Source organism: Bacillus sp. JJ783 (genome assembly GCF_036963225.1).
Classification (GTDB): Bacteria; Bacillota; Bacilli; order Bacillales; family Bacillaceae_G; genus Bacillus_A; species Bacillus_A cereus_U.
This window is the reverse complement of record NZ_JBALMG010000164.1, coordinates 4,589-16,491: the sequence shown is the minus strand read 5'-3', so window position 1 is coordinate 16,491 and position 11,903 is coordinate 4,589. Positions and strand designations below refer to the sequence as shown.

Below are 11,903 nucleotides of genomic sequence, written 5' to 3'. Positions count from 1 at the left end.
CCAATAACCATTTTTTCTAAAGAAAAAATGTAAAACTGCAAATATTCCGCCTATTATTTCTAAAACTTCAGAATATTTACAAAACTATAAAACTAGATTAAATTTTACTTGTACAAGATTTTCCTGTACAAAAATCTAAACAAAAAAAGGGATGGTTATATGTTGAAGAAATTAGTAGCAGGGACATTAGTAGCAGGTTTTGCATTAACTGGAGGATTAGGAGTAGTAAGTGCTGCAGAAAAAGATAATACAATTAAATCATTTGATTATTTAAAAGTTGATGAAAAGAATGTTAGTTCATTTGCAAAATTAAGCGATCAATCAAAAAAAGACATCCAAATTACAATGGTACTACCTAAGCAAAATGAAAATGGAGATTGGTTAGCTTATGGCTTTACTAGCAGAGAAACATTGAATGCTTTTATTGAAAAGGATAAAAAGGCACTTAAAAATCAAATTAACCCTTTAGGTAGTGGTGCTGGTAGTACCGATTTCTATGAGCATCAAAATAAAGGTGGACAGTATATTTATTGGAGCAGCGGCTTTAAAAACCTACCTTCTAGCTGGAACGACAGAATTTCTTCTGTAAGTACAGCTTCACCTTCTGCAAGTTATTCAACAACGCTATGGGAACATTCTTCAACTCAAGGATATGGAAAAGGTGTCTCCTTTAGACACTCTGATTGGTATGGTCAAACTGCTAATTTAGCTGCGGATTGGAACGATATTACTTCAGCAATTGAAATCAAATAGTAACAGGGCATTTCAATTGAATAGTTGGAACTACATTTTTATATCGTTTCACACAAATTGCTACTTAAATATTATTAGATAGTAGAAAGACCAGTCATTTTAGACTGGTCTTTCTACCTTCAAGCGTGCACAGTATGTCTTACGGCCTACAATAATGCTTCATGAATTGCTTCAGATAAATTAGAGAACCATTACACTATTCACTATCAAAACTCTTCTGTAATTTCCGAATGTAAATAATTTGACCAATATGATACGCATTATGAGTTGTTACATTAGCTAATACTTCCCACCACTTCGCAGATACAGGAAATCCAATTACATCACTTTCAACCTTGTCTTCATTTATGAGATTTTGCCATTGTAACAGTTTCTCTAATAGTTTTTCTCTTAACTCTTCAAATGTTTGATTATCTGATAGCATAAAACTTTTGTTATTATCACCAATAGCGGGCACGGCATTAACATTTGATTCTTTATACCTTGTTTGCCACGTCGAGTTCCAATACAGTAAATGTTGTACAATTTCAGCTATACTATTACTCTCTTCATTCGGTTTCCAGAAAGCTTCTCTCTCAGATAAATCCTTAACTGCATCTGAAAACGGAATATACCAACTAGGATCATTCGCATTTGCTAATAACTGATCTGCTAAGACATCTTTCACATGGAACACTTTGCTTCCCCCCATTTTAAAAACTTAATTTCATCATCATGAATGCAATACTCACTTTTCTATATACGCTAAGTCTGTACGATTCCCTCTTTTTAGCCCCATTCCCATACATATGCACCTAAAGAAACCTAAAGCACCTAATCTATACGCCACCTCGAAGAATACAGAAATAATTCTAATTGCTATTACTTGTATAAAAACAATATGTAAGATTAATAGATTTTCTTCTTAATACTCGTTATGATAAAAGAAAAAGAAAGCGAGCGACCAATGAATAAAAAAATCGCGGTTATTACAGGGGCATCAAGTGGATTCGGACTATTAACGACACTTGAACTTGCGAAAAAAGACTATTTAGTCATTGCTACAATGCGAAATCTTGAAAAACAAGTAGACTTAATATCTCAAGCTACTAAACTCAACTTACAGCAAAACATAAAAGTTCAACAATTAGATGTAACAGATCAAAGTTCTATACATAACTTTCAATTATTTTTAAAAGACATGAATAGAGTAGACCTTCTCATTAATAATGCAGGATATGCAACTGGAGGCTTTGTAGAAGAAATTCCAGTAGAGGAATACCGTAAACAATTTGAAACGAACCTTTTTGGAGCTATTTCAATCACTCAACTTGTCTTACCATATATGAGAAAGCAGAAAAGTGGAAAAATCATTAATATAAGCAGTATTAGTGGCCAAGTTGGATTTCCTGGTTTATCCCCTTATGTATCTTCAAAATATGCATTAGAAGGCTGGAGTGAATCGCTTCGCTTAGAAGTAAAACCTTTCGGAATAGACGTTGCCTTACTTGAACCTGGTTCTTATAACACGAACATATGGGAAGTTGGTAAACAATTAGCTGAAAACCAATCTGATACAACATCTCCTTACAAAGAATATATGGATAAAATACAAAAACATATTAATAGCGGCAGCAATACATTTGGTAATCCGATAGATGTTGCCAATAAAATCGTTGAAATTGCCGAAGCGAAACGTACTACATTACGATATCCAATTGGAAAAGGTGTCAAATTCATGATCTTAGCGAAGAAGATTCTTCCATGGAGATTGTGGGAGGTTCTTGTTTTGAGGAGTTTTAAGAAGATGTAACTTTAACACGAATAGTAACCATTTATCATCTTTCAGATAAATGGTTACTATTTACTTTATGATCTCAACATTTGTACCATCAATACCTATTATTATAAGTGATTGCTCTTTATATTTTTCACGAATCCATTTTAAAATTACGGTAAAATCCAAAATAATCCATCCTCTTATATCTCTCGCATCAATATTTTTTTATTATGTAGCTGGTGGAACGAAGTAAAATAGCATCGAAGTCATAAAAATAAATGCAAATAATCCAATTATCGAAAAAATATATTCTTTCGATTCTCTATCATACTTCCATTCCATCCATGTCCTTAGGATCCACGTAACCCCTAAATAAGTGAAAATGATAAACCAAATATTAGTGCTTTCGAATTTAAAGATGTAAATAAAACTAATTATTAAATATACAAAAAGCAGTCCTATTTCCAATTTTTTATGTAAGCTATTTACATATTTATTATATCCCCAAAACCCGCTCTTTGGCATATTCAATTTTTTTCTTAAAAATCGATCCAAAAAGTAGCCCGCTATACAAAAAACAAAAATTATAATCCAAAATGTATAGGTTCTCAATATCATCCCTCCTATTACTTCATTGAATTGTTTAAAATAAAGTGGACTATATTAACGGTTATTGAACGAGTATTCTTGAATGATCTTCATTAAAAATGATCGCCTCTGCACATAATAAAGGTCTTTTCATTTCTTCTCTCCTTCTTGCTTTAAATTCATACTATATTAAAGGAAGAAATATAGTATGAACCCTGTTATTATTAATGCTGCAACTCCTAATAATGAAATCAAAAACTCACGCGATTCCTTATCATATTTCCACTCCATATATGATTGAAATCCATATAACGTAATAAAAAACAAAAGAGGTACATAGCCCATAAATATACGATTTGGAAGAAAAGTGCTTATAGTAATAACAACTATATAAGAGAAAATGATAATTCTATTTCCCCACTTATGTGTATCATTCACATATTGGTTATTCCATCCTTTTTGTTTCGGTATATTTAACTGTCTTCTCGCTATTCTTTCAAAAACCAATAAAGATAGCACCCATAAAATTAATAAAGCTATTTTTGTAATTGACAGAAAATCCCTCCTTTTTATTTTTTTACTTTAATTTTCTCCGGCTGATCACTCGGATACGTAGCATATGCATCATTTTCATAATCCCAACTAATAATGGTAGCACTATCTCGTCCTAATTGATGATGAACGTGTTCTAACACATTATGAATATTTTCTTTTAGCCCAATATTATTTCCATTCATATCATTATAAAGATTTAATGGTGTTTCATATCGGCGGTCCCCACATTCCAATACCCCATCTGTCACCATTACAATTCGATTCTTTCCAGTACGTAGTTCACGAATTCCTGACGAATAGCAAGGAACGGGTAAATTAAATGTATTTACATTACCAATCCATTCGTAAAAGTGGCGTTGATTCAATGCATATTGTCCTAATTTATGTAATTCATCATGAAATACATAAACTAGGCAATCGCCAATAGATAGCCACCATATGTAATTTGCTTTTCTTACGCATATTAAGCAAGCAGTTTCACCTTTTACTTTTTCGCACTTTTCTTTAAATGAGCGGGATTGAAAAATCGCAAGTATATAATTTTCAACAGATCGAAATACGGTTTCAAGTGATTCTTTCATAATCACTTTTATATTTTCATATTCTTTTTGAATTGTATTTACTACTAAATCTACACTTTCTGCACTATTATGTCCGTCTAATATAACGGCGAATTCCCAATCACCATTCGACAAAACTAATGCACCATCTTCATTCTTTTTTGCTCCGGCACTTATATTCCCGCCGTATTTACCAAGTACGATATCACCATATTGCTTTACTGAAACCTCGTCTAAACACATTTCCCTACTTCCAACCCATGAATATTGTGTATTATTTGTTGTATGCATACTCATTTACCATATACTTTCGTATTCTTTCGCATAGTTTTTTAATTTTCTCTGAATCTCCATGTGGTGCACCAGTCCAATTTGCTACTTCAGTCGGTGACCAAAACTCTTTTGGTGTATTTGGATAACGCGGTATAATGTGCATATGCATATGTGGTACACCATTTCCTGAAACGAAAGTATAAATATGTTCTGCACCTTCGCATTCTTTTAGCGCTTTACTTACTCTACTTGTTATCAGCCCGAATGCTTTTGCCTCATTTTCAGTTAATTCAGCGAGACCAGGTACATGTCTTTTTATATCAATCATTACATAACCAAGATATGTTTCTTCTTTATCCCAATGGACATGCCCAACGTATATGAGAGCATCTTCATAAATAGCACCACCTGGAACTATAATGTTTCCTTTATGTTTTTCGCAAATAAAGCAGTTTTGTTCTGCTTGCTTGTTTATTGGCATATCCATCACCATCCTTTTCATATATAATATCATAAAAAAAGGAAAAACAGGTTTTATATTCCGAAAATTCACTCACTTAACTTTGCAATTCCATTAAAATCATATATACGATTCAATCAAAGTTCATATTTTAAATTTGCAACTCATTATTTCTTCAAAACTGTAATCCCGATACCAATTATAATCCCAATCGCTATTCCGATTGCTATATTATCAGTAAATACACCAGGAATTACACCAATTACAACACCTATAGCGACACCAATTGTCATAGCATCATTTCTTTTTTTATTTTTAGACAAAATTGCATCTCCTCCCATCATTTCTCTCTATATAATATCTATTTACATAAACGTGGTAATATTCTAATATATTTGCTATTCCACTTGAATATTTCCAAAAAATGTACTTTAAACTTTAAATATATTCTTTTCCATTTTCCGTACATACTCCTCTTATTATGAAAAAATTTTCGAGTAACCATTAAATATACATAGGCATTTACTATAAGAAAGATTCGTAATTCATTTAAGGAGGAACGATTCAAATGCATCCTCATTGGAATCCAAATTTAAATCAACAATATGTTTACTCACCCCATACCCCAAGGAATACACTGCATTATGATTCGCAATACATGATGCAGCGCATCGCAAGCCTTGAAAGCCAATTAGCTAAATTGATCTCTTTAATCGAAGAAAATAATCATTTAATAAAATCAATGGAACAACAGCAAAACCAAGTTTGTGCACCAGCTGGAGGTTCTGTTATTGTTCGGATGTAATTCGAATTCAAAAAAACACACTTTGTTGTATAAAGTGTGTTTTTTGAATTATTTTCTTTTTGTATGAAACCCTTGCGTAATTCGGTCTAATATAATCGCAATCACGACGATAGCTAGTCCCGCTTCAAATCCCATTCCGATGTTTACTTGTGTTACAGAGCGATATACATCGACGCCAAGTCCTGGCGCTCCTACAAGTGAAGCTGTTACAACCATCGATAACGAAAGCATAATACTTTGATTCACTCCAGCCATGATCGTTCCGGTTGCGAGTGGTAATTGTACTTTAAATAATTTTTGTGATGCGGTAGAGCCAAAAGCATTCGCAGCTTCAATTAAATCTTCTGGAACTTGTCTAATTCCTAAGTCTGTAAATCTGATTGTCGGTGGCATAGCAAAAATAACGGAAGCGATAATGCCTGGTACGACGCCTACCCCAAAAAATGTTATCGCGGGAATGAGATAGACGAATGCTGGCATTGTTTGCATAAAATCTAATGTCGGTTTTAAAAATTTTGAAAAGCGCTCGTTTTGAGATGCTAAAATGCCAATTGGAATTCCGACTATAATTGAAATAATAACTGAAGTAAGTACGAGCGCTAATGTTTGCATCGTTTGTGCCCAGTAGTTAATATTTAAAATAAATAATAATCCAATGAGTGTAAAAATGACTAAAGATAATTTTCTCGTTGTGTACCAAATGAGGAAACATAGGATAATAATCATCAATATGGCTGGTATTATTGTTAAAAAATTAGTGAGTAAATCAACGAATCCGCCGATAATATAGGAGAATCCTCGGAACAGTCCTTCAAAGTGCTCATATAAACTTGCAACAAATGAGTCGACCCATTCCCCTAATGGAATACGCGGTATACTATTCATCGTCTTTCACCTCTTCCTCAATGTTACCTGCAAGAGCTTGAATGACACTTTCACGTTTAATAATTCCTCTTAACCTTTTCTTCTCATCAATTACGGGTAACGGATATTTCATCTCCGCCATTTTTGCATACGTCTCTTCAAGTAAAGTATCTAAATAAACGTGCGGAATATCATTAAGTAATAAATCAGCAATCGGCCACTGTTTTTGTACTGCTTTACTTGCATCATCCGCAGTTAATATACCTAAAAACTCATACTTTTTGTTTACAACATATACGGTAGAAACACCTGCATTCCTCATAATTTGAAGTGCTACACGTGGTCCACGATCAATTAATAAAGTCTCCGGTCGTTTTAATATAGATTCCGCCGTAATTACTTTTCCTAAATTCACGTCCGCCACGAATTTCTCTACAAATTCATTGGCAGGACTCATCATAATTTCTTCCGGCGTTCCAATTTGAACGATTTCTCCATCTTTCATTAATGCGATACGATCTCCAATGCGAAGCGCTTCATCTAAATCGTGTGTAATAAATATAATTGTTTTTTCCATTTTATCTTGTAACTCTAACAATTCATCTTGCATTTCTTTTCGAATTAGTGGATCTAATGCACTAAATGACTCGTCCATTAGTAATACATCTGGATTATTCGTTAGCGCCCTTGCGATTCCAACACGCTGCTGCATACCACCACTAAGTTGACTTGGGTAATTATCTTTATGATGATCTAGCCCTACTAACTGTAGCGATTCTAACGCCTTATTTTCTCTTTCCTCTACTGGAACTCCTTGAATTTCTAACCCGTACGCAACGTTTTGTATCACTGTACGGTGCGGAAATAAAGCGAACTTTTGAAACACCATGCTCATCTTCGTTCTTCTTACTCTTCGCAACTCTTCTTTTCCCATCGTTGCGATATCTTCACCATCTATGTATATATGCCCCGCTGTCGGTTTAATTAATTGATTTAGCATTCGAACCAATGTAGATTTCCCACTACCAGATAAACCCATAATAACAAAAATTTCTCCAGTGTATACTTCAAACGTTGCCTTTTTCACACCAACGTTCATTCCTGTCTCCTTTAAAATTTCGGATTTGCTTTTTCCTTCTTTTAATAAGGTAAGCGCTCGTTGCGGATGTTTCCCAAATACTTTTGTTACATTTTCAACACGTACCTTTGTATTATCCATGTCACTACTCCTTTTCTGCCCATCTATTTACATAGTGTTGCGATTTTGCAAAGAAATATTACATAAAAATGACATTCATAAGCTTTCTTTAAAATTCTCGTTTCCGTTCATAATAAGAATGCTTACTTATACATTTATTTAAAAAGGCAAACGTTTCTTAGGAGGGTTTCGATGAAAAAGAAAATATGGCTTATATGCCTTGCATTATTTATTACTATGATTTTCACTTCATGTAATGCAACAAATGCAAATTCGAAAGGGAAAATTAAAATAGGTGTAACAAGTTGGAAAGAAAATATTGCAACTGCAAACATGTGGAAAGTTTTATTAGAAGAAAAAGGCTACAAAGTTGAGCTCATGTATTTAGAAAAAGCTGCGATTTGGACTGGAGTCGCACGTGGTGATGTTGATGCAAATTTAGAAGTATGGCTTCCAGTTACTGATCAACCATTAAATGATCGTTATAAAGATGACATTGTCTTAAAATCAAAATGGTATGAAGGCACTGGACTTGGTTTAGTCGTCCCTTCTTATGTGAAAAACGTTAACAGTATTGAAGATTTAAACGCTCATAAAGATGAGTTAGATAATAAAATCGTCGGGATTGAACCTGGCAGTAGCCTTATGAATTTAACGAATAAAGCAATGAAAGAATATGATATAAAACTAAAACTTGTCCAATCTTCAGAAGCTGCGATGATGAGCGAACTAAAGAAGGCATATACGAAAAAGAAACCAATCGCTGTTACGCTTTGGAATCCTCATTGGGGCTTTTCAGAATTTGACTTAAAATATTTAAAAGACCCTAAGAAAGTATATGGTGAAAAAGATGACATTTATTACTCAGTTCGTAAAGGTTTCGAAAAAGATCATCCGGATATTGTGAAATACTTTGATCAATGGAAAATGAACGATGAACAACTTGGTACGTTAATGGTCATGTTAAATAAAACGAAAGATCCAGAAGAAGCTGCTCGAAAATGGATAAAAAAGAATCAAGCTTTAGTTGATGAATGGATAAAAGAATAAAGAATGACAAAAACAGGCTAGAGAATTTAGTATATTCTCTAGCCTGTTTTACGTTATTTTTTCTCAATAACTGCATCAACAATTCCATATTCCTTCGCTTCTACTGCCGTCATAAAATAATCTCTTTCTGTATCATGAGCTACCTTTTCTACTGGTTGCCCTGTTCGATCAGATATAATTTTGTTAATATCATGTTTTAACTTTAATATTCTTTTTGCTGTAATTTCAATCTCCGTTGCTTGCCCTTTTACACCGCCGAGCGGTTGATGAATCATGATTTCACTGTTAGGGAGCGCAAATCTTTTTCCTTTTGCGCCAGCTAATAGTAAAAGCGCACCAAACGATGCCGCAAAGCCCATACAAAGTGTTTGCACATCTGGTTTAATAAGGTTCATCGTATCTAATATTGCAAATCCCGCTGTCGTTGAACCACCCGGACTATTGATATACAGGAATATATCTTTTTCTGCATCTTCCGCTTCTAAAAACAATAATTGTGCTACTACACTGCTTGCAACTTGATCGTTAATTTCTGAACCAATCATAATAATTCGGTCTTTTAATAATCTTGAATATATATCATAGGAGCGTTCTCCTAATTTCGTTTGTTCTATTACGTAAGGAATTACACTCATTATAAATCCCTCCATCTGTTTTATGCCGCATTAAGCATACAACTGTAAGAAGAAGATTGTTTCATACTGAAGAATAACACTGGTTGTATTGATGGTAACTTAGTGAAATCTATTGTTGGGAGAAGTTTCGTCAACAATTCAGGTCTTTCTTCTCGAATAGAAGTTACAACGATTTCAACATCATCCGTGTACTCCACTATTTCAATGCCTTCTTCATTTACAGTTTTCAGCCTATTTCTACTCCTAAATAAAGATGCTTTCACTGCGCCTTCTGATACCGAACATACTTTAGCAATATCCGCGATACTATATTGAAAAACATCCTTTAATAATAAAATTACGGATTGTTGCACATTTAACGAAGATAATACTTTCCCTACCATTTCATGCAAATCTGCAATTTTTTCATATGGTTCTTCAAATGTATTTTGTTCCTCTATTTTCTCTTGAACTGATTTTGACTTCATTTGGTCTAGCCACCGGTTTCTTGCTATTTTATATAGTAGCGTCATACAAATATCTTTTTCACTATATTTTTGAAGAACTTTACATACTGTTTCTTGGGTGAGATCTTCCCCATCCCATTTATTTTTCGTTAAAAATGTACAGTACCTTTTTAACTCCGCATAATGTTCAATTAATAAATTTATATTTGAACGATTCATATCGATATGATTCTTTAAAACCTGAGTTACTTTTGTGCACAAAATAACCACTCCTTTTCAGCGCTTACTTATTAAACGATTGAACAAATAAAAAAGTTACGGGGCTTATAATAAATTTTATGTTTATGTTCATGAATACGGGTCATAAATATGTTATATAGCATTTTACATGAGGAGGAATCAATTTGCCAAAATTAACAGTTGAAGGCACCGGAACTTTTGATGTTGAGGAAGGGACAAAATTAGTATTAGCACTTGAAGATAACGGTGTACACATTCTTCATCGTTGCGGTGGCAAAGCAAGATGTACAACTTGCCGAGTTGAAGTCATTGCAGGTGATTTTTGTGAGGCTACAAATGATGAAAAACAAGCTATTACGGAAAAAGGAATTGAAGACCACTTACGATTATCGTGCCAAATGCGTGTACATAAAGATATTACTGTTCGCCCTATACTTACAGTTGAAAATTCCAGTTTAGATGCTGGACCACGTCCGGCGGAGTAAAATGATGAATTTAAAACAGCTAGCCGGTGAATATGCTGCTGGCTTTGTAAAAGATGGTATGACGATTGGACTTGGTACGGGTTCAACTGTATATTGGACAATACAAAAACTAGGTCACCGTGTACAAGAAGGGTTATCTATTCAAGCTGTACCGACATCAAAAGAAACTGAAGCATTAGCAAAACAACTATCTATTCCGTTAATCTCTTTAAATGAAACCGGCATACTCGATCTTACAATCGATGGAGCAGATGAAATCAATAATGATTTACAATTAATAAAAGGTGGCGGTGGTGCGTTACTTCGAGAAAAAATTGTTGCCTCCTCCTCTAAAGAACTTATTATTATTGCAGATGAATCCAAACTTGTTTCACATTTAGGCACCTTTCCACTTCCTATTGAAATCATCCCCTTCTCTTGGAAGCAAACTGAAAAGAGAATTCAATCTTTAGGATGTGAAACACGTTTACGTATGAAAGATGGCGGACCATTTATAACTGATAACGGCAATTTAATTATTGATTGTATTTTTCCAAACAAAATACTGAATCCAAATGACACACATACAGAGTTAAAGATGATTACCGGTGTAGTTGAAACAGGATTATTTATCAATATGACGAACAAAGCGATCATCGGAACAAAAAACGGGATAAAAGAATAGTAACCATTTTAAAGGCTGACTTTTGCAAGTCAGTTTTTTATTTTTCATAGTATAACATTACAGTATGATATACTATGAAAACACATTCATATCACACTAGAAAGGGCTGAACAATTTGCAATCCAAACTCATAACAGAACTTACTGATTTAGAAACTGCCTTTTACATTCGAAAAGAAGTATTCGTAAAAGAGCAAGGTGTCCCTCTTGAGGATGAATTCGATACATATGACCAAATTGGCGAGACATGCAAACATATATTAATTTATTACAATGCGCTCCCAGTAGGAACTGGCCGTATACGTTTTGTGAACGGAATAGGTAAACTAGAAAGAATTTGTATTTTAAAAGACTATCGCAAATATGGATTAGGAAAAGTAATAATCCAAGCACTAGAAGAGATTGCTCGTAACAAAGAAGCAAACAAAGTGAAACTACACGGTCAAACACAAGCTGAAGGGTTTTATGAAAAATTAGGCTATCAAACTTCTTCCGACGTATTTACGGAAGATGGAATTGCACATATTCTTATGACGAAAGTGTTATCATAAGAAAAGGTGTTATATAAA

General features: G+C 33.8%; 17 protein-coding genes. 7 read left to right on the top strand and 10 right to left on the bottom strand.

Annotation, left to right across the window (positions count from 1 at the left end; genetic code table 11):
- The first annotated feature begins 159 nt into the window (after positions 1-159).
- Positions 160-753 (top strand): hypothetical protein, encoded by a 594-nt coding sequence (locus V7038_RS26335; RefSeq protein ID WP_070146568.1) that lies wholly within the window; start codon positions 160-162, stop codon positions 751-753.
- A 196-nt stretch (positions 754-949) separates the two neighbouring features.
- Here V7038_RS26335 and V7038_RS26330 read toward each other — a convergent pair whose 3' ends face one another.
- Complete coding sequence (locus V7038_RS26330; RefSeq protein ID WP_002110268.1) at positions 950-1,429, bottom strand: DinB family protein; 480 nt, start codon at positions 1,427-1,429, stop codon at positions 950-952.
- 270 nt (positions 1,430-1,699) lie between these two features.
- Here V7038_RS26330 and V7038_RS26325 point away from each other — a divergent pair, with 270 nt between their 5' ends.
- Positions 1,700-2,545, top strand: coding sequence for an oxidoreductase (locus V7038_RS26325; RefSeq protein ID WP_070146570.1), 846 nt, complete (start codon positions 1,700-1,702; stop codon positions 2,543-2,545).
- A gap of 195 nt (positions 2,546-2,740) precedes the next feature.
- On the opposite strand, the gene V7038_RS26320 is transcribed toward V7038_RS26325, so the two are convergent.
- The 5 genes from V7038_RS26320 to V7038_RS26300 form a co-directional block, all read right to left on the bottom strand.
- The gene (locus V7038_RS26320; RefSeq protein ID WP_001261511.1) at positions 2,741-3,124 is read right to left on the bottom strand and encodes a DUF4181 domain-containing protein; all 384 of its coding nucleotides are present in this window, start codon (positions 3,122-3,124) and stop codon (positions 2,741-2,743) included.
- Positions 3,125-3,289: 165 nt separating this feature from the next.
- Complete coding sequence (locus tag V7038_RS26315) at positions 3,290-3,607, bottom strand: DUF4181 domain-containing protein (protein WP_078174708.1); 318 nt, start codon at positions 3,605-3,607, stop codon at positions 3,290-3,292.
- A 62-nt stretch (positions 3,608-3,669) separates the two neighbouring features.
- A complete protein-coding gene (locus tag V7038_RS26310) occupies positions 3,670-4,506 on the bottom strand; it encodes a PP2C family serine/threonine-protein phosphatase (RefSeq protein ID WP_171904065.1) in 837 nt (278 codons plus the stop codon).
- Positions 4,490-4,981 (bottom strand): HIT family protein, encoded by a 492-nt coding sequence (locus V7038_RS26305; RefSeq protein WP_070170223.1) that lies wholly within the window; start codon positions 4,979-4,981, stop codon positions 4,490-4,492. Before V7038_RS26305 ends, V7038_RS26310 begins: the two co-directional genes overlap by 17 nt.
- A gap of 134 nt (positions 4,982-5,115) precedes the next feature.
- Complete coding sequence (locus tag V7038_RS26300) at positions 5,116-5,289, bottom strand: septum formation initiator (protein WP_070146572.1); 174 nt, start codon at positions 5,287-5,289, stop codon at positions 5,116-5,118.
- A gap of 227 nt (positions 5,290-5,516) precedes the next feature.
- On the opposite strand from V7038_RS26300, the gene V7038_RS26295 reads away from it, so the two are divergent.
- Positions 5,517-5,753, top strand: a complete 237-nt coding sequence (locus V7038_RS26295; RefSeq protein ID WP_016105064.1) for a hypothetical protein — start codon at positions 5,517-5,519, stop codon at positions 5,751-5,753.
- 48 nt (positions 5,754-5,801) lie between these two features.
- On the opposite strand, the gene V7038_RS26290 is transcribed toward V7038_RS26295, so the two are convergent.
- Positions 5,802-6,638: an ABC transporter permease gene (locus V7038_RS26290; RefSeq protein ID WP_001084760.1), complete on the bottom strand. Its 837-nt coding sequence runs from the start codon at positions 6,636-6,638 to the stop codon at positions 5,802-5,804.
- Positions 6,631-7,836 (bottom strand): quaternary amine ABC transporter ATP-binding protein, encoded by a 1,206-nt coding sequence (locus tag V7038_RS26285; RefSeq protein WP_000370622.1) that lies wholly within the window; start codon positions 7,834-7,836, stop codon positions 6,631-6,633. The genes V7038_RS26290 and V7038_RS26285 overlap by 8 nt, the downstream gene beginning before the upstream one ends.
- A 171-nt stretch (positions 7,837-8,007) precedes the next feature.
- On the opposite strand from V7038_RS26285, the gene V7038_RS26280 reads away from it, so the two are divergent.
- Complete coding sequence (locus tag V7038_RS26280) at positions 8,008-8,865, top strand: glycine betaine ABC transporter substrate-binding protein (protein WP_335695868.1); 858 nt, start codon at positions 8,008-8,010, stop codon at positions 8,863-8,865.
- A 53-nt stretch (positions 8,866-8,918) separates the two neighbouring features.
- On the opposite strand, the gene clpP is transcribed toward V7038_RS26280, so the two are convergent.
- Together clpP and V7038_RS26270 are read right to left on the bottom strand one after the other, a co-directional pair.
- Entirely contained in the window at positions 8,919-9,500 is a 582-nt protein-coding gene (gene clpP, locus V7038_RS26275; protein ID WP_002136712.1) for an ATP-dependent Clp endopeptidase proteolytic subunit ClpP, read from the bottom strand.
- A gap of 20 nt (positions 9,501-9,520) precedes the next feature.
- Positions 9,521-10,207 (bottom strand): RNA polymerase subunit sigma-70, encoded by a 687-nt coding sequence (locus V7038_RS26270; RefSeq protein ID WP_070146574.1) that lies wholly within the window; start codon positions 10,205-10,207, stop codon positions 9,521-9,523.
- A gap of 143 nt (positions 10,208-10,350) precedes the next feature.
- On the opposite strand from V7038_RS26270, the gene V7038_RS26265 reads away from it, so the two are divergent.
- From V7038_RS26265 to V7038_RS26255, 3 genes are all read left to right on the top strand, one after another.
- On the top strand, positions 10,351-10,671 hold the full coding sequence (locus tag V7038_RS26265) for a 2Fe-2S iron-sulfur cluster-binding protein (RefSeq protein ID WP_070139389.1): 321 nt from the start codon (positions 10,351-10,353) through the stop codon (positions 10,669-10,671).
- A 4-nt stretch (positions 10,672-10,675) separates the two neighbouring features.
- Positions 10,676-11,335: a ribose 5-phosphate isomerase A gene (rpiA, locus tag V7038_RS26260; RefSeq protein WP_070139467.1), complete on the top strand. Its 660-nt coding sequence runs from the start codon at positions 10,676-10,678 to the stop codon at positions 11,333-11,335.
- A 115-nt stretch (positions 11,336-11,450) separates the two neighbouring features.
- Complete coding sequence (locus V7038_RS26255; RefSeq protein WP_070139390.1) at positions 11,451-11,885, top strand: GNAT family N-acetyltransferase; 435 nt, start codon at positions 11,451-11,453, stop codon at positions 11,883-11,885.
- The last annotated feature ends 18 nt before the right edge of the window (positions 11,886-11,903 follow it).

What these genes read in the sequence shown, in the direction of transcription:
- V7038_RS26335 (WP_070146568.1), top strand. Translation starts at nt 160, where the DNA reads ATGTTGAAGAAATTAGTAGCAGGGACATTAGTAGCAGGTTTTGCATTA.
- V7038_RS26280 (WP_335695868.1), top strand. Translation starts at nt 8,008, where the DNA reads ATGAAAAAGAAAATATGGCTTATATGCCTTGCATTATTTATTACTATG.
- V7038_RS26295 (WP_016105064.1), top strand. Translation starts at nt 5,517, where the DNA reads ATGCATCCTCATTGGAATCCAAATTTAAATCAACAATATGTTTACTCA.
- V7038_RS26325 (WP_070146570.1), top strand. Translation starts at nt 1,700, where the DNA reads ATGAATAAAAAAATCGCGGTTATTACAGGGGCATCAAGTGGATTCGGA.
- V7038_RS26300 (WP_070146572.1), bottom strand. Translation starts at nt 5,289, where the DNA reads ATGGGAGGAGATGCAATTTTGTCTAAAAATAAAAAAAGAAATGATGCT.
- V7038_RS26310 (WP_171904065.1), bottom strand. Translation starts at nt 4,506, where the DNA reads ATGCATACAACAAATAATACACAATATTCATGGGTTGGAAGTAGGGAA.
- rpiA (WP_070139467.1), top strand. Translation starts at nt 10,676, where the DNA reads ATGAATTTAAAACAGCTAGCCGGTGAATATGCTGCTGGCTTTGTAAAA.
- V7038_RS26285 (WP_000370622.1), bottom strand. Translation starts at nt 7,836, where the DNA reads ATGGATAATACAAAGGTACGTGTTGAAAATGTAACAAAAGTATTTGGG.
- V7038_RS26305 (WP_070170223.1), bottom strand. Translation starts at nt 4,981, where the DNA reads ATGGTGATGGATATGCCAATAAACAAGCAAGCAGAACAAAACTGCTTT.
- clpP (WP_002136712.1), bottom strand. Translation starts at nt 9,500, where the DNA reads ATGAGTGTAATTCCTTACGTAATAGAACAAACGAAATTAGGAGAACGC.
- V7038_RS26290 (WP_001084760.1), bottom strand. Translation starts at nt 6,638, where the DNA reads ATGAATAGTATACCGCGTATTCCATTAGGGGAATGGGTCGACTCATTT.